General features: G+C 48.2%; 21 protein-coding genes and 1 other RNA gene. 12 read left to right on the top strand and 10 right to left on the bottom strand.

Annotated features, from left to right (window positions below; all coding sequences use genetic code 11):
* Positions 1-13 precede the first annotated feature (13 nt).
* The 3 genes from rimM to ffh all read right to left on the bottom strand — a co-directional run bounded on the left by rimM (position 14) and on the right by ffh (position 2418).
* Positions 14-562 (bottom strand): ribosome maturation factor RimM, encoded by a 549-nt coding sequence (rimM, locus tag U0026_RS06320; protein ID WP_062779240.1) that lies wholly within the window; start codon positions 560-562, stop codon positions 14-16.
* An 18-nt stretch (positions 563-580) separates the two neighbouring features.
* Positions 581-829, bottom strand: a complete 249-nt coding sequence (gene rpsP / locus U0026_RS06315; protein WP_062779237.1) for a 30S ribosomal protein S16 — start codon at positions 827-829, stop codon at positions 581-583.
* Positions 830-1053: 224 nt separating this feature from the next.
* Entirely contained in the window at positions 1054-2418 is a 1365-nt protein-coding gene (gene ffh, locus U0026_RS06310) for a signal recognition particle protein (RefSeq protein WP_062779234.1), read from the bottom strand.
* Positions 2419-2631: 213 nt separating this feature from the next.
* Between ffh and U0026_RS06305 the strand changes: the two genes are divergently transcribed.
* Positions 2632-3423 carry a cytochrome C assembly family protein gene (locus U0026_RS06305; protein ID WP_062779274.1) on the top strand — a complete coding sequence of 264 codons (792 nt, stop codon included), beginning with the start codon at positions 2632-2634 and terminating at the stop codon, positions 3421-3423.
* A gap of 16 nt (positions 3424-3439) precedes the next feature.
* Positions 3440-4726 carry an HlyC/CorC family transporter gene (locus tag U0026_RS06300; RefSeq protein ID WP_062779231.1) on the top strand — a complete coding sequence of 429 codons (1287 nt, stop codon included), beginning with the start codon at positions 3440-3442 and terminating at the stop codon, positions 4724-4726.
* 43 nt (positions 4727-4769) lie between these two features.
* Here U0026_RS06300 and grpE read toward each other — a convergent pair whose 3' ends face one another.
* Complete coding sequence (gene grpE / locus U0026_RS06295) at positions 4770-5363, bottom strand: nucleotide exchange factor GrpE (protein WP_062779228.1); 594 nt, start codon at positions 5361-5363, stop codon at positions 4770-4772.
* A 121-nt stretch (positions 5364-5484) separates the two neighbouring features.
* Here grpE and nadK point away from each other — a divergent pair, with 121 nt between their 5' ends.
* The 3 genes from nadK to bamE all read left to right on the top strand — a co-directional run bounded on the left by nadK (position 5485) and on the right by bamE (position 8596).
* Positions 5485-6363: an NAD(+) kinase gene (nadK, locus tag U0026_RS06290; protein ID WP_062779271.1), complete on the top strand. Its 879-nt coding sequence runs from the start codon at positions 5485-5487 to the stop codon at positions 6361-6363.
* A gap of 85 nt (positions 6364-6448) precedes the next feature.
* Positions 6449-8110 (top strand): DNA repair protein RecN, encoded by a 1662-nt coding sequence (gene recN, locus U0026_RS06285; protein ID WP_062779225.1) that lies wholly within the window; start codon positions 6449-6451, stop codon positions 8108-8110.
* A 147-nt stretch (positions 8111-8257) separates the two neighbouring features.
* Positions 8258-8596 carry an outer membrane protein assembly factor BamE gene (gene bamE / locus U0026_RS06280; RefSeq protein ID WP_062779222.1) on the top strand — a complete coding sequence of 113 codons (339 nt, stop codon included), beginning with the start codon at positions 8258-8260 and terminating at the stop codon, positions 8594-8596.
* 69 nt (positions 8597-8665) lie between these two features.
* Here bamE and U0026_RS06275 read toward each other — a convergent pair whose 3' ends face one another.
* Both U0026_RS06275 and U0026_RS06270 read right to left on the bottom strand, forming a co-directional pair.
* Positions 8666-8962 carry an RnfH family protein gene (locus U0026_RS06275; RefSeq protein WP_062779219.1) on the bottom strand — a complete coding sequence of 99 codons (297 nt, stop codon included), beginning with the start codon at positions 8960-8962 and terminating at the stop codon, positions 8666-8668.
* A complete protein-coding gene (locus U0026_RS06270) occupies positions 8952-9389 on the bottom strand; it encodes a type II toxin-antitoxin system RatA family toxin (RefSeq protein ID WP_062779216.1) in 438 nt (145 codons plus the stop codon). Before U0026_RS06270 ends, U0026_RS06275 begins: the two co-directional genes overlap by 11 nt.
* A gap of 151 nt (positions 9390-9540) precedes the next feature.
* Between U0026_RS06270 and smpB the strand changes: the two genes are divergently transcribed.
* The 3 genes from smpB to U0026_RS06255 all read left to right on the top strand — a co-directional run bounded on the left by smpB (position 9541) and on the right by U0026_RS06255 (position 11949).
* On the top strand, positions 9541-10023 hold the full coding sequence (gene smpB, locus U0026_RS06265; protein WP_062779214.1) for an SsrA-binding protein SmpB: 483 nt from the start codon (positions 9541-9543) through the stop codon (positions 10021-10023).
* Positions 10024-10199: 176 nt separating this feature from the next.
* Positions 10200-10562, top strand: a transfer-messenger RNA (tmRNA) gene (gene ssrA / locus U0026_RS06260).
* 193 nt (positions 10563-10755) lie between these two features.
* Entirely contained in the window at positions 10756-11949 is a 1194-nt protein-coding gene (locus tag U0026_RS06255; protein ID WP_062779211.1) for an integrase domain-containing protein, read from the top strand.
* A gap of 33 nt (positions 11950-11982) precedes the next feature.
* Here the strand turns inward: U0026_RS06255 and U0026_RS06250 are convergent, their stop codons facing one another.
* The 4 genes from U0026_RS06250 to U0026_RS06235 form a co-directional block, all read right to left on the bottom strand.
* Complete coding sequence (locus U0026_RS06250; RefSeq protein WP_062779208.1) at positions 11983-14325, bottom strand: AAA family ATPase; 2343 nt, start codon at positions 14323-14325, stop codon at positions 11983-11985.
* Between the two features lie 492 nt (positions 14326-14817).
* Positions 14818-15393, bottom strand: coding sequence for a phage polarity suppression protein (locus U0026_RS06245; RefSeq protein WP_126440640.1), 576 nt, complete (start codon positions 15391-15393; stop codon positions 14818-14820).
* A gap of 15 nt (positions 15394-15408) precedes the next feature.
* On the bottom strand, positions 15409-15651 hold the full coding sequence (locus tag U0026_RS06240) for an ogr/Delta-like zinc finger family protein (RefSeq protein WP_062779951.1): 243 nt from the start codon (positions 15649-15651) through the stop codon (positions 15409-15411).
* A complete protein-coding gene (locus tag U0026_RS06235) occupies positions 15648-16451 on the bottom strand; it encodes a capsid protein (RefSeq protein ID WP_126440638.1) in 804 nt (267 codons plus the stop codon). Before U0026_RS06235 ends, U0026_RS06240 begins: the two co-directional genes overlap by 4 nt.
* A 550-nt stretch (positions 16452-17001) precedes the next feature.
* Between U0026_RS06235 and U0026_RS06225 the strand changes: the two genes are divergently transcribed.
* Genes U0026_RS06225 through U0026_RS06210 form a run of 4 tightly spaced genes read left to right on the top strand, consistent with a single transcriptional unit; the run spans position 17002 to position 18357 of the window.
* Complete coding sequence (locus U0026_RS06225) at positions 17002-17268, top strand: helix-turn-helix transcriptional regulator (protein ID WP_062779902.1); 267 nt, start codon at positions 17002-17004, stop codon at positions 17266-17268.
* Positions 17265-17816, top strand: a complete 552-nt coding sequence (locus tag U0026_RS06220; RefSeq protein ID WP_073971259.1) for a host cell division inhibitor Icd-like protein — start codon at positions 17265-17267, stop codon at positions 17814-17816. The genes U0026_RS06225 and U0026_RS06220 overlap by 4 nt, the downstream gene beginning before the upstream one ends.
* Entirely contained in the window at positions 17813-18040 is a 228-nt protein-coding gene (locus U0026_RS06215; RefSeq protein WP_062779906.1) for a hypothetical protein, read from the top strand. The genes U0026_RS06220 and U0026_RS06215 overlap by 4 nt, the downstream gene beginning before the upstream one ends.
* Entirely contained in the window at positions 18037-18357 is a 321-nt protein-coding gene (locus U0026_RS06210) for a DUF5375 domain-containing protein (protein WP_062779907.1), read from the top strand. Before U0026_RS06215 ends, U0026_RS06210 begins: the two co-directional genes overlap by 4 nt.
* The last annotated feature ends 12 nt before the right edge of the window (positions 18358-18369 follow it).

Here is an 18369-nt window from a genome sequence, read left to right as displayed (position 1 = left end):
TTTATCCGGAGATTTAAAAACCAGGATCCCAATCTACTTCGATAGTACGAGTAGTGAGATCGACTTTCTTGATAACCTGCCCATCGAGGAACGGTACGAGACGTTCCTTGATGCCAAATGCATCTTTCAGGTTTGCCTTAATGACGAGAACGTCATTCGACCCGGTTTCCATCATATCAATGACTTTACCGAGACCGTAGCCTTCTGTGGTCACTACCTGGCAGCCCATAAGGTCTTTCCAATAGTAGGTTCCATCATCCAGCGCCGGTAACTGTGATGAATCTACGATAATTTCGCAGTTCGTCAGCAGATTCGCGGCATCGCGATCGTCAACGCCTTTCAGCTTAATGACGATATCCTGACTGTGGTAGCGCCAGCTTTCCAGCTCAACGGTCTGCCACTGACCCGCCTTCTGGATTAACCAGGGCTGATAGTCAAAAATGCTTTCGGCGTCCTCGGTGGAGGAAAACACTCTGAGCCAACCACGGATACCGTAGCAAGAACCCATTTTGCCCAATACGATCGGATCAACAGGTGCTTTTGCGGCGAGTTGTTTGCTCATCATGACCACCGTGACAGATTAAGCTGCTTTGTTAGCAGCTTTGATCAGCGCTGCTACGCGATCGGAAACAGTAGCGCCCAGGCCAACCCAGTGAGCTACGCGATCCAGATCCAGACGAGTGCCTTCTTCTTTTTCGCCAGCCAGTGGGTTGAAGAAGCCAACGCGCTCGATGAAGCGACCGTTACGTGCGTTACGGCTGTCAGTGACAACAACCTGGTAGAACGGACGCTTTTTAGCGCCGTGACGTGCTAAACGAATAGTTACCATAACATCCTCTTGTGTGAATAGAACAACCGGGCCCCATCGAGGGAGGGGGCCCGGTGTCATATTAAAAGCCCGAAAATTTTACTCATTTCTGGGGAAATTGCAATCAACATCTGTCTTTTACCGCACGATAACCAGGGTGTTACCGTAATAGACAGCGTTAAGTCGATGTGTTTGTCATCACCTGGGCGTGCAGTTCGTGAGCCTGCACGCCCCGGCGAAAGGGATTAACGGCCAGGGAATCCTGGCGGCATCATGCCTTTCATGCCGCGCATCATTTTCATCATGCCGCCTTTCGACTTCATTTTCTTCATCATGCGCTGCATGTCGTCAAACTGCTTGAGCAGACGGTTAACGTCCTGAACCTGCATGCCACAGCCCTGAGCAATACGACGCTTACGGGAACCCTTGATGATTTCCGGCTTAGCGCGCTCTTTCAGCGTCATCGAGTTGATGATGGCCTCCATACGCACCAGCACCTTGTCATCCATCTGGGATTTGACGTTGTCCGGGAGCTGACCCATGCCAGGCAATTTGCCCATCAGGCTCGCCATACCGCCCATGTTTTTCATCTGCTTGAGCTGGTCTAAGAAGTCGTTCAGGTCAAAACCATCACCCTTCTTAAGCTTGGTGGCCAGTTTCTCAGCCTGTGCGCGGTCAACCTTGCTTTCAATATCTTCGATAAGCGACAGCACGTCGCCCATACCCAGAATACGTGAAGCAATCCTGTCCGGATGGAATGGCTCCAGCGCTTCGGTTTTCTCACCGACACCCAGGAACTTGATTGGCTTGCCGGTAATATGACGAATCGAGAGCGCCGCACCGCCACGCGCATCACCGTCGACTTTCGTCAACACGACACCGGTCAGCGGCAGCGCTTCATTGAATGCCTTCGCGGTATTCGCCGCATCCTGGCCGGTCATGGCATCGACCACAAACAGGGTTTCCACCGGGTTAATCGCCGCGTGAACCTGCTTGATTTCGTCCATCATCGCTTCGTCAACGTGCAGACGACCGGCGGTATCCACCAGCAGCACATCGTAGAATTTCAGCTTCGCTTCTTTGAGCGCCGCATTAACGATATCGATAGGCTTCTGACCAACGTCTGACGGGAAGAAGTCGACGGCAACCTGCTCAGCCAATGTTTCCAACTGCTTGATCGCCGCTGGGCGATACACGTCGGCAGAAACGACCAGCACTTTCTTCTTGTGCTTCTCGCGCAGGAATTTACCCAGCTTCGCAACGCTTGTGGTTTTACCCGCACCTTGCAGACCCGCCATCAGCACAACAGCCGGTGGTTGAGCCGCCAGATTCAGGCTCTGATTCTCTTCGCCCATCGCCGAAACCAGTTCGCTACGAACGATTTTGACGAATTCCTGGCCCGGCGTCAGGCTTTTGTTAACTTCGTGACCAACCGCTTTTTCTTTTACGCGATTGATAAAATCACGCACTACTGGCAGCGCAACGTCAGCCTCCAGCAGCGCCATACGCACTTCGCGCAGCGTCTCTTTGACGTTCTCTTCAGTAAGGCGTCCACGGCCACTGATGTTGCGCAGCGTGCGCGACAAACGATCGGTTAAATTATCAAACATTGTCTCTCGCCTGGGGTGGAAACGGTGAGTCGCTAACGCGACCAAAAAACGGAAATTTGCGGGAGTATAACACGACACAGAGCGAGTTGTGAGGCTGCGGTTGACACTGACGTCACGTAACGCAATACACGCAGGCTATGCGCCTGATACAACTTGATGGATTTTGCGTATATACTGCATCTCTTTCTTCTATTTGACGACCGCCGACACTTTATGCCTGTTTTTGCCCTGCTCGCGCTTGTTGCCTACTCCATCAGCCTCGCGCTGATTATCCCTGGTCTGCTGCAAAAAAACAGCGGCTGGCGGCGTATGGCCATTCTCTCCGCCACCGTTGCGCTGGTATGCCATGCGTTTGCACTGGAAGCACGTATTTTGCCGGGAGGTGAAGGCGGGCAGAATCTCAGCCTGTTAAACGTCGGCTCCCTTGTTAGCCTGATGATCTGTACGGTGATGACGATTGTCGCCTCAAGAAACCGTGGCTGGCTGTTATTGCCTATTGTTTATGTCTTCGCGCTGATAAACCTTGCGTTCGCCACCTTCATGCCTAACGAATTCATCACCCATCTGGAAGCGACACCGGGGATGCTGGTGCATATTGGCCTGTCGCTGTTCTCTTATGCAACGCTGATTATCGCTGCTTTATACGCACTACAGCTGGCGTGGATCGACTATCAGTTGAAGAACAAAAAGCTGGCATTTAGTCATGAAATGCCGCCGCTGATGGTTATCGAACGCAAAATGTTCCACATCACGCAAGTTGGCGTCGTACTGCTCACCCTCACGCTCTGTACCGGCCTGTTTTACATGCATAACCTCTTTAGCATGGAAAATATTGATAAGGCCGTCCTTTCTATCATTGCCTGGTTTGTCTATATCGTATTGTTGTGGGGCCACTATCATGAAGGCTGGCGCGGTCGTCGGGTCGTCTGGTTTAACGTTGCGGGCGCCGGCATTCTGACCCTTGCCTATTTCGGTAGTCGTGTCATTCAACAATTTGTGAGTTAAGTACTAAGGACTTCTCTTGGAACATATTTCAACCACCACGCTGATCGTCACATTGATCATCATGGTGGTCATCTCCGCCTATTTCTCCGGTTCTGAAACCGGCATGATGACGCTAAACCGTTACCGCTTACGTCATCTGGCGAAACAAGGCGACCGCCGGGCTCGTCGCGTCGAAAAGCTACTGCAAAAGCCTGACCGTTTAATCAGCTTGGTGCTGATTGGCAACAACCTCGTTAATATTCTGGCCTCTGCACTTGGTACGATTGTCGGTATGCGCCTGTATGGCGATATGGGTGTGGCGATCGCCACCGGGATCTTAACCTTCGTGGTGCTGGTTTTTGCGGAAGTCCTGCCGAAAACCATTGCCGCACTGTATCCGGAAAAGGTTGCCTATCCCAGCAGCTTCCTGTTAGCACCGCTGCAAATAATTATGATGCCGCTAGTGTGGCTGCTGAATATTATTACCCGCCTTCTGATGCGCATGATGGGCATCAAAACGGATATCACGATCAGTAGCGCGCTCAGCAAAGATGAACTGCGCACTATCGTGAACGAATCGCGCACGCAAATCTCACGTCGTAATCAGGACATGCTGCTATCGGTTCTGGATTTAGAAAAGGTGAGCGTTGACGACATCATGGTGCCACGCAACGAAATCGTGGGTATTAACATCAATGATGACTGGAAGTCCATCGTCCGCCAACTGACGCACTCCCCACACGGCCGTATCGTGCTGTACCGCGATTCTCTCGACGATGCCATCAGCATGTTGCGCTTGCGCGAAGCCTACCGCCTGATGACTGAGAAAAAAGAGTTCACCAAAGAAGTCATGCTACGCGCCGCGGATGAGATCTACTTTGTGCCTGAAGGCACCCCGCTCAGCATTCAACTGGTTAAATTTCAACGCAATAAGAAAAAAGTCGGCCTGGTGGTTGATGAGTACGGCGATATTCAGGGGCTGATTACAGTCGAAGATATTCTCGAAGAAATTGTCGGCGATTTTACCACCTCCATGTCCCCTTCCCTTGCTGAAGAGGTCAATCCGCAGAACGATGGTTCGGTCATTATTGACGGTGGCGCCAATATTCGTGAACTCAATAAAGCCTTTAACTGGCATCTACCGGAAGATGAAGCGCGAACGGTTAACGGTATGATTGTAGAGGCATTAGAAGAGATCCCTGCGGCAGGTACGCGAGTGCGTATCGCGCAATACGATATCGATATTCTCGACGTGCAGGATAATGTGATTAAGCAGGTTCAGGTGAGCCCGATACGACCGCTTCGGGAAAGTGTGGCGGATTAATCAATACCCTCTCCCCGCCAGGGGAGAGGGATAAAGGTAAAGGTTAGCCCTTCGCCTTTGCAACGGAGACCATCGCAGCGCGAATGGTTCGACCGTTCAGTGTATAGCCTTTTTGCATCACCATCAGCACGTTGCCAGCAGCGATTTCGTCAGACTCTACCATCGCAATGGCCTGGTGAACGTTCGGGTCCATCGGGACGTTGATATCCGCAACGACCTGCACACCAAACTTAGCCACCACATCCAGCATAGACTTACGGGTCAGTTCGATACCTTCAATCATCCCCGCCATCGCTTCATTGTCTTTGTTGGCAACTTCCAATGCGCGATCCAGGCTATCCAGCACTGGCAGAAGTTCGTTGATGAATTTTTCCAGGGCGAATTTGTGAGCCTTCTCGACGTCGATTTCAGTACGACGACGCAGGTTTTCCATTTCCGCCTTCACACGCAGCACGCTTTCACGCTCGCGGGTTTCGGCTTCCGCTAACTGCGACTCAAGGTTCGCAATTTTTTCATCGCGCGGATCCACCTGCTCAGCAGAAGCGTCTGATTCAACCGCCTCAACTTCTTCGTGCTGATCCATGATAATTTCTTCCGGGGATTGCCCCTCAGGCGTTTTCTGTTCTTTACTACTCATGAATTTCTCCGCGTTTTTTCACAATCATCTCGCTAACTTGGCTTATTATGGGGATCAGATTCCAGGTTTCAAGGGAAGCTCTCACATTGTCACCAATCTTTGGCACAAGGACATTCAGAAAATGAACAATCATTTCAAGTGTATCGGTATTGTAGGACACCCTCGTCACCCGACGGCCCTGACGACACATGAAATGCTCTATCGCTGGCTTTGCACCAAAGGCTACGATGTGATTGTTGAGCGCCAGATAGCCCAGGAACTGAAGCTTGATAACGTTAAGACCGGTACGCTGGCGGAAATTGGTCAGAAAGCTGATCTCGCCGTTGTTGTGGGAGGGGATGGGAATATGCTCGGTGCTGCCCGCACGCTTGCGCGTTACGACGTGAGCGTTATCGGCATTAACCGTGGCAACCTGGGTTTTCTAACCGACCTCGACCCAGATAATGCCCACCAGCAGCTTGCCGACGTGCTGGAGGGGAATTATATCGCCGAAAAACGTTTCCTTCTGGAAGCGCAGGTATGTCAGCAGAACTGCCAGAAGCGGATCAGTACCGCCATTAACGAAGTGGTACTCCACCCAGGTAAAGTCGCGCATATGATCGAGTTTGAAGTGTATATTGATGAAACTTTTGCCTTCTCTCAACGCTCAGACGGGCTGATTATCTCAACCCCTACCGGTTCAACGGCTTACTCACTCTCAGCGGGTGGCCCCATTCTGACGCCATCACTGGATGCAATTACGCTGGTGCCGATGTTCCCGCACACCCTGTCAGCGCGTCCGCTGGTGATTAACAGCAACAGCACTATTCGACTGCGTTTCTCCCACCGCCGCAACGACCTGGAAATCAGCTGTGACAGCCAGATTGCGCTGCCTATCCAGGAGGGTGAGGATGTTTTGATTCGCCGTAGCGAATATCACCTCAATCTAATTCATCCTAAAGACTACAGCTATTTCAATACATTAAGCACCAAGCTCGGCTGGTCAAAAAAGTTGTTCTAAATTTAACATAGCCTCTTTACTGTATAAAAAACCAGTCTATACTGTATGTAAAACCAGTTATGTATTTTCATACAGGAAAGCGGCTATGTTGGCACAACTGACCATCAGTAATTTTGCGATCGTTCGTGAACTTGAGATCGACTTCAACAGTGGAATGACGGCAATCACCGGGGAAACCGGTGCCGGTAAATCTATTGCCATTGATGCGCTTGGTCTGTGCCTGGGTGGCCGTGCCGAATCTGACATGGTGCGTGCCGGCGCCAGCCGTGCCGATCTTTGTGCCCGCTTCGCGTTAAAAGATACGCCCGCTGCATTGCGGTGGCTTGAAGAAAACCAACTGGAAGATGGTCGCGAGTGCCTGCTTCGCCGCGTGATCAGCAGCGACGGTCGTTCTCGTGGTTTTATCAACGGCACCGCCGTTCCCCTCTCGCAGCTACGTGAGCTGGGGCAATTACTCATCCAGATCCACGGACAACACGCGCATCAGCAGTTGGTGAAGCCTGAGCATCAAAAAAGCCTGCTTGATGCCTATGCTGGTGAAAGTGACCTCGCACAAAAAATGGCAGAGCACTACCGCTTGTGGAATCAAAGCTGCCGCGACCTCGCCATGCACCAGCAGCAGAGCCAGGAGCGCACCGCCCGTGCCGAACTGCTGCAATATCAGCTCAGAGAACTGATTGAGTTCCACCCTCTTCCAGGCGAATACGAACAAATAGATGAAGAGTACAAACGGCTCGCTAACAGCGGGCAGTTAATTGCCACCAGTCAGCATGCTTTAGCCATTCTGGCCGACGGGGACGACGTCAATCTACAAAGCCAGCTTTATACCGCCCGTCAGCTAGCCGGTGAACTGGCCAGTATGGACGGGAAGCTTTCTAGCGTCCTCGATATGCTGGAAGAAGCAGCGATCCAACTGAGTGAAGCCAGCGATGAGCTACGCCACTATTGCGATCGTCTCGATCTTGACCCAAACCGTCTATACGAACTTGAGCAGCGTTTATCAAAGCAGATTTCTTTGGCTCGTAAGCACCAAATCTCACCGGAAGCGCTGCCGGAATATTATCAGTCATTGCTTGAAGAACAGCAGCAGCTTGATGACCAGACGGATTCGCTGGAGACGCTAAAGCTCTCTGCAACACGCCAACATCAAATGGCGCTAGAAACGGCACAGCTGCTGCATGCGCAGCGTAAGGCAAGTGCCGACGAATTAGCGCAGTTGATTACCGACAGCATGCATATGCTCTCCATGCCGCACGGCGTATTTGATATCGACGTCCGCTTTGAAGAGCAGCATCTGACGGCTGAAGGTGCAGACCGCATTGAATTCCGCGTCACCACCAACCCAGGGCAACCGCTACAGGCCATTGCCAAAGTCGCCTCCGGTGGTGAACTGTCGCGTATTGCGTTAGCCATTCAGGTGATTACCGCACGTAAAATGGAAACGCCGGCCCTCGTTTTTGATGAAGTTGACGTGGGCATCAGCGGCCCTACCGCTGCGGTGGTGGGAAAACTACTGCGCCAGTTAGGCGAATCAACTCAAGTCATGTGTGTTACCCACCTGCCGCAGGTAGCGGGTTGCGGACATCATCATTTCTACGTCAGCAAAGAAACCGACGGTGAAATGACTGAAACTCACATGCAGCCGCTAGATAAACGTGCCCGTCTACAAGAGCTAGCACGCCTTCTTGGTGGGAGCGAAGTCACACGAAACACCCTTGCGAATGCGAAAGAGTTGCTGGCTGCATAAACTTTTTGGATTTCCGGGAGTCTCAGTTCACAATAAAAACGCCGTTAGACCCGATCGCAAAGGTTTCCAAGTCACGTCAGGTCTATTATCATCGGCATATACTTATGAGCCGCGTACTGTTCGGGCACGAAAAGGAATCAAATCACTATGCGCTGTAAAACGCTGACTGCCGCCGCAGCGGTTCTTCTGATGATGACTGCAGGCTGTTCCACTCTGGAGCGAGTGGTTTACCGTCCTGATATTAGTCAGGGGAACTACCTGGTACCTAACGATATTGCCAAAATCCATACCGGCATGACGCAACAACAGGTTGCCTACACTCTGGGTACCCCAATGATGACCGACCCGTTCGGCACCAGCACCTGGTTCTACGTTTTCCGCCAGCAGCCAGGACATGAGAAAGTGACTCAGCAGACGCTGACCCTGACCTTCAACAGCAGCGGCGTGCTAACCAACATCGACAACAAACCGAACCTGACGAAGTAAGGTCAGCGGTGACAAAAAAAGCGCTCAATGAGCGCTTTTTTATTATCTGAAAAACACGGAAAAAAGGTGTTATTCCTTATTCTGCGCGGATTTCTCAGCCCGCTGACGCCGTAGTTCTTTCGGGTCAGCTATCAGTGGGCGATAGATCTCAACCCGGTCGCCATCGTGAACAATATCCTGCAACTTAGCCGGGCGACTATAAATACCCACCTTATTCTTACTGAGGTCGATATCATCACGCAGCGCCAGCAAACCGCTTGCCTGGATTGCCTGCTCAATTGTGGAGCCTTCTTCCAGCGTCACCCGCTGCAAATACTGCTTTTGCGGCAACGCATAAACAACTTCGGCGACGATGTTACCCGACACTGTACACCTCTCGGGCGCGCATCGTGAATGCTTGCACCATGTTCAGCGCCAGTTCTTTAAAGATACGGCCAAACGCCAGCTCAATGAGTTTATTGGTAAACTCAAAGTCGAGCTGAAACTCAATCTTGCAGGCATCCTGACTCAACGGCGTAAATTTCCAGCCGCCAATCAATTTCTTAAACGGCCCATCCACCAAATGCATCAGGATGCTCTGGTTATCGGTTAACGTATTACGCGTGGTAAAGGTTTTGCTGATACCCGCCTTAGAGACATCGACCGCCGCCGTCATTTGCGTCGGCCCTGACTCCAGTACACGGCTGCCAGTACAACCAGGAATAAAATCCGGGTAGGCATTCACATCATTCACCAGTTGATACATTTGCTCTGCGCTGTAGGGAACCAGTGCAGTACGGCTAATCTGAGGCATAGCAATTTCCATGATCGAACACGGCGTAAATAGTATCATTTATCTACTGTTAAAAAAAACGGACACTGTCTATATCATGCTAAGATAACCTATTACGCCTCGCGGGAGCTTGAGGCTATGTTTATCAGATAAGCGATAATTTCAGGATAATATGACAAAGAAAAAAGCACACAAACCTGGATCAGCCACCATTGCGCAAAACAAACGCGCCCGTCACGAATACTTTATCGAAGAAGAATTTGAAGCGGGCCTCGCCCTCCAGGGCTGGGAAGTCAAATCCCTACGCGCGGGCAAAGCCAACATCGGCGACAGCTACGTCATTCTAAAAGATGGCGAAGCCTATCTGTTCGGTGCCAATTTCACGCCTATGGCGGTAGCCTCCACCCACTACGTTTGCGATCCAACGCGTACACGTAAACTGCTACTGAATAAGCGTGAACTGGAAAACCTGTATGGCCGCATCAACCGCGAAGGTTACACCGTAGTCGCACTTTCTCTGTACTGGAAGAACGCCTGGTGTAAAGTCAAAATCGGTGTTGCCAAAGGTAAGAAACAGCACGACAAGCGTGATGACGTTAAAGATCGTGAATGGCAGGTCGACAAGGCCCGCATCATGAAACACGCTGGACGTTAAGCTGTATTTCGGCGGATTTTAAATCGACATATGTCCGGTGCGAACGCATCGCATGTCATTTAATAATCCCCGGAACACACTGTGTGAGTGATAAACGCACAGCTAACGGCTTGTTGAGGCACGTTTTTCACTGGTAACGAATGACGTAACTCTGTTATACTTGATGTAACGCTATTGGGGCTGATTCTGGATTCGACGGGATTTGCGAAACCCAAGGTGCATGCCGAGGGGCGGTTTGCCTCGTAAAAAGCCGCAAAAAAATAGTCGCAAACGACGAAAACTACGCTTTAGCAGCTTAATAACCTGCTAGGAGCCCTCTCTCCCTAGCTTCCGCTCTTAAGACGGGGATAAAGAGAGGTCAAACCCAAAAGAGATCGCGCGGATGTCCTGCCTGGGGCTGAAGTGCTAAAACTAATCAGGCTAGTTCGTTAGTGGCGTGTCTGTCCGCAGCTGGCGTGCGAATGTAAAGACTGACTAAGCATGTAGTACTGAGGATGTAGTAATTTCGGACGGGGGTTCAAATCCCCCCAGCTCCACCAAAATCCTTCGAAGATGATTCTAGAGTCATCCGTAGAAGTCCTAGAAGCCCGCATGGCGTAAGTCCTGCGGGCTTTTTTGTGTCTGTAAACGTCCGAGACGATCCGCCTAAATCCAGTAAAAATTGGTACACGTTTAGGTACACGCTATACTGTGGTCCATTAAACGTGTACCAATTATGGAAGGAATCCAGACATGGCGCGCATTACACGCCCCCTCACTAACAACGAAATCCTAAAAGCGAAACCTCGCGAAAAAGATTTTACACTGCACGATGGTGACGGTCTGTTCTTACTCGTCAAAACCTCTGGTAAAAAACTTTGGCGTTTTCGCTACCAGCGACCAAACAGTACCAGCCGTACAAATCTGAGCCTTGGCGCATATCCTGCCCTTACGCTTGCAGCAGCACGTCAGATACGCGAGCAGCATTTGTCCCTATTGGTACAAGGGATAGACCCTCAGCAGCAACAAGAGATGGTTTCAGAACAGCTCCAAATAGAGCTGGACAGCATTTTCTCTACTGTTGCTGCCAATTGGTTCCAGCTAAAGTGCAAAAGCGTCACACCGGATTATGCAAAAGATATTTGGCGCTCCTTAGATAAGGACGTGTTCCCTGCTATTGGCGAGATACCTGTTCAGGAGATCAAAGCCAGAACGATCATTGAAGCGCTAGAGCCAATTAAAGCGCGTGGTGCACTGGAGACAGTTCGTCGTCTGGTACAGAGAATTAATGAGATCATGATTTACGCTGTAAATACCGGCTTGCTTGATGCTAATCCAGCGTCAGGCGTAGGTATGGCTTTTGAACGGCCGAAGAAGCAAAACATGCCCACGTTGAGACCGGAGGAATTGCCAAAGTTGATGCGCTCACTAGTGATGTCTAATCTCTCAGTTTCGACTCGTTGTTTGATTGAATGGCAGCTCCTGACGCTTGTCCGCCCTGCTGAGGCTTCCGGTACTAAATGGGAAGAAATCGATCTCGGTACTAAGCAGTGGACTATTCCAGCAGAACGGATGAAAGGCAAACGTGAGCACATTGTTCCTTTATCTCCTCAGGCTTTGGATATTCTGGAGGTAATGACGCCTATCAGTACTCATCGAGAACATGTTTTTCCAAGTAGAAATGATCCTAAGCAAGCTATGAATAGCCAGACGGCTAATGCTGCTTTAAAACGAATTGGGTATGGGGGAAAGTTGGTTGCACATGGTTTACGTTCCATTGCAAGCACAGCATTAAATGAAGCAGGATTTAATGCTGATGTAATTGAAGCTGCTCTTGCGCACAGTGATAAAAATGAAGTTAGGCGTGCATATAATCGTTCAACTTACTTAACACAGAGAATCGATCTCATGCTTTGGTGGGCAGAACTTGTAAAAAGAAATAATTAATAAAAGTGAGGCAATGCCTCACTTTAAATTAAATTAAATGCCAGTAATGAAAAGAAGAGTATTTTTGGCAACTTCATGCAACTCTTGTGTATTTAGTTCTTTAATCTTTGTATCAAAACCATCTGCATGATGATAGCTTTTTGAAAATTCATTTATCTGTTCAATTTTACTAAGACAGCTTGTACTATCATACAGAGGACTATATGGATCGGTCTCATTACGAATGAGGCTGATCATTTCTCCCAACCAATGCCCTTCCGTAAAATGGTTAGGTAAATGCATTCTCATATAAGCTTCAAGTATTGGGCGTATTAATCTAGCTGTAGCTACTTTCGAATCTTCTGTTGGCGATTTAACAAAACTATGTAATGTCTTATATTCAAGTTCATAAGAATGTTTCACGTAAACATCAAAATTATCTTTATAAATTATTTTGCTTTTGAAAACCTTAGAACTATTTAGATCGTACTCATTTAAATCATTAATGTTAACATATAGTTCAAAACATTTTGCAAGAGATGTGTTTCCTGAATATTTCCTCATGTCAGTTAAAAAAGATGCATCATGACTGAAAACAAAAACTTGCGCTCCTTTATTAAGGATATCTGACAACTCAACTATAGTCTTATTTCTTCGATGACTATCTAATGAAGACATAGGATCATCGAAGATAATAATATCATTTTCATGAATTTTATTTTTAAATTTAGAAAGGAAAAATGCTAATGCCAATGCTGATTTATCGCCCATACTTAAGACTTCAGTCAGTAAAAACTTACTATCTGATTCATTTTCTAATGCTAACTCTTTACCAAGAAACGCGATTTTAAATTTAAATCTAGTGTTGCCTCCACCTGCTTTATTATCTCTATTTATCCCAACTATTCTAATATTACTATTAAAACCAATTAGTAATTTATTAATCTCATCCTTATGGTTAGAAATTAGGGACTCTTGCTCTATAATTATCTTCTCTCTTAATACCTTTATTTTTGACTCATTAGCCTTTCTTTGTTTTTCATGGTTTTCATAAACGGCCAAATCATCAAGAGTATCTTTTCGAAACTTCAATTTATAGTTATTTACAGTATCGATCTGGAACTGAACATCTGAGATCGTCGTCTGATCAAGAGTCAATAGGTAGTCATTAATTAATTTATTAGTTGCATCTATATATTCATTATAAGCACCAAAATCAATCTCATTAAAAAGAGAATTAAATTCTTCTTGTAAAAGTTTAAAATTCACTTCTTGAAAAACATCTTTCAGTTTCTGGTTAATAAATCTATCTAATTTAGAAAGTACATCATAAAATCCCTCAACCAACTTGCTATTGTCAAATGTAAATTGTTTCAACTCTAACTTATCCAACCAAGCATTTATTGCTATCTCGTTATTTGTTATAATATTTCTAATTCCTTCAAATTCATTACATTTTGATGCTAACCTGAGATATTCCTTTGAGCTTTCACCTTCAAACTTCGAAACAGCATTATCATATTCATTCCCTAAGAAAGTATTGAACATCGAAAAAATAGGGGATTCACTTAGAGGCTGAGCACAGAAAGGGCAATTGTTTTTTTCAGTTACGAGACCTAACCCACTCTCAAGCCATCCAACATCCCTCTCCTTTAGATGCAAGGCTATGTGTTGATCAACTTTATCCTTCGCTTCTTTAGATATACTATCTAATGATACATCGAAAAAATTCAGATCGATTGATGGTTTATCAAATGATACTTTTTTAGGTTTTACTCTTAACTTTATAACAGCCACATCTGATAAATCCGCAAGGTTTTTATTTAGCCTTACAAGTTCATTTTCTACATCAAAATCCTTTTTTCGCTTTATTTTTAAAATATCTTTGAATTCTAATCTTGGTTGAAACCTAGATTCAATGCTTGTTCTTAATATATTAGCCGGGATATTGTTGATTTCATTTTCAGACTTAAGGTCATTTATTTCTTTTTGTTTATCGACTGAGGCATCACCCAAGCAAAAATCATGATAGTTTTTTAAATTACTACTGGCCACCTTAGAACCAGCATAAACATTATTATCAATAAACTCTTGATTAAAAACCTTGAACTTCCAAATCAACTCCGAAATATTTTTCTTTACTATAGATTTTGGTTTTCCATTTTCCATGAAAAGAAAATTTAAATCAACAGAATCATCTTCACTACATTCTATAGATTTCAACCTCTCTATTAATGAAAAATCCTTTTCATTAAGTAAACTAAAAATCTTGCATATTGTAGATTTACCAGCACCATTATTCCCATAAATCAAATTGAGAGAATCGAAACTATGATCAGGGGGGGATAGATGATTTAATTGTTTAATATTATTTAGCTTAACTATTTTGTATAACATGCAGCGCTCCTTACTTACATTTCATAAATCTTAAAATATAGTAGCTAAACAATATACAAAACTCTACCAGATAACAAAGATCATCCTCAAAAATCAATCAACTATCTCAATAGTTTTTATACTTCTCATGATTATGCAGCAACGCAGCAAAAGGAGATTTCTATCTTTCACTATCCATTTGCGGCTTAATGCCCAAGAGCGTCCCCTATGTCTTTGTCAAATGCCATCAGCTATGCCTTTGAACGTCTCCTTCATGAACAATCTATCAATCATGGTTAGGATAAAATAAATAATCATAGACAGCGCGCAATACTACCCCCTCCTCGCCTGCCCGCTTCCGGGGGCGCTTTTAATGCAGGTGCATGCAGGGCTTCAGGCCGCGCCAGCACTGGTGCGGTGGAGTGTGGGAAATTCAGGGTTTTGCATGCAAAGCCATGCAGCGTATGCATGCATGGCTATTTTTCTTAAAAAGACGGGTATTTTCGGGGTGTTTTATGCAGATTTTTTGCGGGTCTGCGTGGCCTGTCGGCACATGAAAATCTGACTCTGTTCAGGTGTATATTTTGCACGGTTGTCTTCTCTGGATGCTCTGTCAGGCCGGAACCCGATGGTTGTCAGAATATCCCGGTCATCATGCGCATAATGAATATCTCTTCCGCTGGCCAGATGGACTGATAGCGCTTCGCGAATGCTGGCGGCCGCCCGGTCGAGAGCCCGTTCCCTGACGATTTCAGGTTGTTCGCTGAGGTGCATTAATTCCGGCGCCAGTGCTGCGGCTAGCGGGTCGCCACTGACCTGCATAAAGGCGTGGAGCTGGCGACGCATGCTGATACGCTGCACAGCCTCATGTGACCGGATATACCGACCGGCTGACTGGTTTACTGCCCATTTTTTCAGGTCAATATCATCACGCAGTGCCTGTGCTGCGTCAGGCTCATAACGGATGCAGGTCAGCTCATGTTCTTTCAGCGCCATTTCAGCCTGTGCCAGCGCGGACTTGCTGTGCATCCAGTCCGTTTTATTCTTCTGACAGGTCTCAAAGGCCTGCTCCAATGGTGCTCGTATCATTTCTTTTCTCCTGAATCAGTGGCGCAGTGATGAACGGGCGCAGTCCAGAATACGGGGCGGCGTCACGGGTGCTGCTGGAGACGGGGTAGGCTTTTCTTCTGCCGGTGGCCGTATCACCTCATCGATAGACTCAATGGTGCGAAAGGTCGCGGAGCAGAAGACATTCACGCACTGGAGATAACTCTGTTTGACGTTATCCGACAGGTAACGACTGGTGCGAACATGGGCGGCCTGTTTGCAGTACGGACAGCGCATCATGGCTTCACCCCCTGCGGTTGTTTCTTCTGCGCCAGTTCTTTAGCCCGCAACGTTCTCTGGACAGGGCTTTTATACAGTTTCATATCCACGCCGGTGAGCGCAGGACGGTGAAGGCCAATCTGTAAAATTACCGGCTCATGCTCCATGTTGAATGCGTAATACTGGCTCTGTGCCAGTACGTTCTCACCCAGCTCCTGAATCAGAATATTGTGTGGGTGTTCTTCTCCACTCATTTTGAGCTCACGCAGACGCAAAGCAAAAGCGCGTACCAGAGCAGGAGGAATGGATTTCATCACGGCAGCCCACTCGTTTCGGGCATAGGCAGAGAACACCGTAAAATGGGTGCCGACGTACTTATCTCCTGATGCGCAGGCTGCCAGCATGGTACGGGTCTTATCATCTTCCAGTTCAGCAATCAGGGCCGTGAATTCCTCCGCCAGCTCACGACCGGCCACCCGCTGACCATGTTCGGCTTTCAGCTCCGGGGTCATCATGCCGCGCAGTTCGCGAAAACGGGTGCGCCAGTTCTGCTCAGCTTCGGCACTCTCATTCAGCGCGTTCTGGCGTTCTTTCTCGCTGCGGGTAATGGCGGCCTCAATATCATTCAGTTTCAGCATATTTTCCGTGTGTGCGGATTTAGCCTGACTGAATGCATCAAGAGCGTTGTTTATCGTGGTCTCTGCGTTCTGGTTTGCCTTCTCGTTAATAGTATCCAGTGCGCTCTCAATGGCCGTGCGGATTTGCTCGTTCTGCGTGCTACCAATGGTTTTCATTACTGAAGTAAATAACTCTGCTTTCATCGTCGGGCTCTCTGTGTGTTTTCAACCTGACGCCATTCTGCCGCCCCTCAGACAACAACTCGATTCATTGAGGTTGTAGCAGTCATGGCACAAACAGGACTTAAAAACCCGGCTCGCCAGAGAAAGGCCTAGGAAAATCACTCTCTCTGTTTGTTTTTTCACTATTAACTATTCACCACTGTTCACCATAAGAAAAAAGATAAGTAATACAGTAAATTAAAGGGTGAACAGTTGAGGGGCTGACTGTTCACCGTCTGTTCACCTCTGTTCACCCACCTATTTTTCTTCGGCCTTTCTGCTTAGATTTTTTTACGATTAATAACTCAATATATATAAATAATAGTAATCATAAATTTGCTTCTGGATTATCAAGAATTGCCAACGATTGTCATTGATTGTCAGTGTTTGCCATTCCCTTGTTAACAGTTTGTTGTGTGGCGAGTCGGTACAAAATGACTTGTTGCCCTGAGAGAAAATATTCACAAAATAGAGAGCTACCCGAGGCCGGACGGACACGACCGGCACTGTATGGACTTTATGAGGTAGCCCGATGCATACTGCTTTTTCTTCCCCGTCTTCTGCGCCTGTCGCCCCACCAATACCGTTTTCTGACGCCGCTCAAGAGCGCTTTATTCGCCTGCCCGAAGTGATGCACCTGTGCGGCCTGTCCCGCTCTACGATTTATGACCTCATCAGCCGGAAGGCTTTCCCGAAACAGATCTCGCTTGGCGGTAAAAACGTGGCGTGGGCGCAGTCAGAAATCACCGCATGGATGGCCGAGCGGATCGCCGCTCGTAACCGGAGCTGTGACGCATGATGATGGCCGTTCTTCTGAAAGCCCCTTTTTCTGGCTTGCTTCCGTTCGCCGTTTCCAGGTATAGTTTTCCCGCTGTCGCAAAATCGACAGCCGGGCGTAGGAACCCGTGTAATTCACAGGCGACAACAGACGCGCCATGCGTCTTTTTTTACGTCGTTGCTCAGGTACACCCATTTTTCGGGCTGTGGTGTTTTCACCGTGGCTTCTGTCAGATAATGGTGGCCCGGGCGGGGCAGCCTTCGGGCTGGCCGGTATTCTGTGAAGCCGGTATTCCTACCCCCGTTCGGGTCACCACCCATGAGCGTAGGAACTCCGGTGGTGGCAATAACCGCTATTCACAGGAGGTTGCCCTTATGGCTACGACCCTCACCCTATCTCACCCGCAATTTGTTTTCGTGTTTGCTGCTGTTCGTCGCGCAGACCGTAAACCCCGTATCTGCATGCTTCGCACCGTGGCCGGTGACGAACACACCGCACGTCTTTCCCTTGTTCGTGATTACATCCTCTCGTTTGCTGGCCGTCTGCCGGTTGCAGAGGTGCACGCATGAAACACACCACCATCAGCATTAAAGAACTCGAATGCCTTGAGCACCTGCGTAATATCGGCCACTTTGTCAGCGCGATGATGCAGGAGCAGGACTGTGCCACCCTCCGCCGCGACCCGGCGCAGCAATCCCAGCTCACCTCCGTGATTTACCTGATGACCGCACAGCTCGACGGCGTGGTCGAGCGCTGCAATCAGCGCTGGCTGGCCGGGGAGGGTAACGTATGAAAAAGCCATTACCGCCTGTATTACGCGCCGCCCTGTATCGTCGTGCCGTGGCCTGTGCCTGGCTGACCCTGTGCGAACGTCAGCACCGCTACCCGCATCTCACCCTCGATACGCTGGAAAACGCCATTTCTGATGAACTGGAGGGCTTTTATTTGCGCCAGCACGGCGAGGAAAAAGGCCGCCAGATTGCCTGTGCTCTGCTGGAAGATTTAATGGAAGCCAGACCACTGAAAGCCGCGCCGTCACTGTCCTTTCTCGGGTTGGCCGTGATGGATGAACTCTGTGCCCGCCATATCACCACACCGGTACTGCACTGAGGGAGAAAATAA

Source organism: Kluyvera intermedia, from assembly GCF_034424175.1.
In the GTDB taxonomy this organism is placed as follows: domain Bacteria; phylum Pseudomonadota; class Gammaproteobacteria; order Enterobacterales; family Enterobacteriaceae; genus Kluyvera; species Kluyvera intermedia.
The sequence above is the reverse complement of the archived record's forward strand: the minus strand, read 5'-3'. Positions and strand labels throughout refer to the sequence as shown.

Excerpts from the sequence above, each read along its gene's own strand:
- rimM (WP_062779240.1), bottom strand. The coding sequence starts at position 562 with ATGAGCAAACAACTCGCCGCAAAAGCACCTGTTGATCCGATCGTATTG.
- rpsP (WP_062779237.1), bottom strand. The coding sequence starts at position 829 with ATGGTAACTATTCGTTTAGCACGTCACGGCGCTAAAAAGCGTCCGTTC.
- ffh (WP_062779234.1), bottom strand. The coding sequence starts at position 2,418 with ATGTTTGATAATTTAACCGATCGTTTGTCGCGCACGCTGCGCAACATC.
- U0026_RS06305 (WP_062779274.1), top strand. The coding sequence starts at position 2,632 with ATGCCTGTTTTTGCCCTGCTCGCGCTTGTTGCCTACTCCATCAGCCTC.
- grpE (WP_062779228.1), bottom strand. The coding sequence starts at position 5,363 with ATGAGTAGTAAAGAACAGAAAACGCCTGAGGGGCAATCCCCGGAAGAA.
- nadK (WP_062779271.1), top strand. The coding sequence starts at position 5,485 with ATGAACAATCATTTCAAGTGTATCGGTATTGTAGGACACCCTCGTCAC.
- recN (WP_062779225.1), top strand. The coding sequence starts at position 6,449 with ATGTTGGCACAACTGACCATCAGTAATTTTGCGATCGTTCGTGAACTT.
- bamE (WP_062779222.1), top strand. The coding sequence starts at position 8,258 with ATGCGCTGTAAAACGCTGACTGCCGCCGCAGCGGTTCTTCTGATGATG.
- U0026_RS06270 (WP_062779216.1), bottom strand. The coding sequence starts at position 9,389 with ATGCCTCAGATTAGCCGTACTGCACTGGTTCCCTACAGCGCAGAGCAA.
- smpB (WP_062779214.1), top strand. The coding sequence starts at position 9,541 with ATGACAAAGAAAAAAGCACACAAACCTGGATCAGCCACCATTGCGCAA.
- U0026_RS06255 (WP_062779211.1), top strand. The coding sequence starts at position 10,756 with ATGGCGCGCATTACACGCCCCCTCACTAACAACGAAATCCTAAAAGCG.
- U0026_RS06250 (WP_062779208.1), bottom strand. The coding sequence starts at position 14,325 with ATGTTATACAAAATAGTTAAGCTAAATAATATTAAACAATTAAATCAT.
- U0026_RS06245 (WP_126440640.1), bottom strand. The coding sequence starts at position 15,393 with ATGATACGAGCACCATTGGAGCAGGCCTTTGAGACCTGTCAGAAGAAT.
- U0026_RS06240 (WP_062779951.1), bottom strand. The coding sequence starts at position 15,651 with ATGATGCGCTGTCCGTACTGCAAACAGGCCGCCCATGTTCGCACCAGT.
- U0026_RS06235 (WP_126440638.1), bottom strand. The coding sequence starts at position 16,451 with ATGAAAGCAGAGTTATTTACTTCAGTAATGAAAACCATTGGTAGCACG.
- U0026_RS06225 (WP_062779902.1), top strand. The coding sequence starts at position 17,002 with ATGCATACTGCTTTTTCTTCCCCGTCTTCTGCGCCTGTCGCCCCACCA.
- U0026_RS06220 (WP_073971259.1), top strand. The coding sequence starts at position 17,265 with ATGATGATGGCCGTTCTTCTGAAAGCCCCTTTTTCTGGCTTGCTTCCG.
- U0026_RS06215 (WP_062779906.1), top strand. The coding sequence starts at position 17,813 with ATGAAACACACCACCATCAGCATTAAAGAACTCGAATGCCTTGAGCAC.
- U0026_RS06210 (WP_062779907.1), top strand. The coding sequence starts at position 18,037 with ATGAAAAAGCCATTACCGCCTGTATTACGCGCCGCCCTGTATCGTCGT.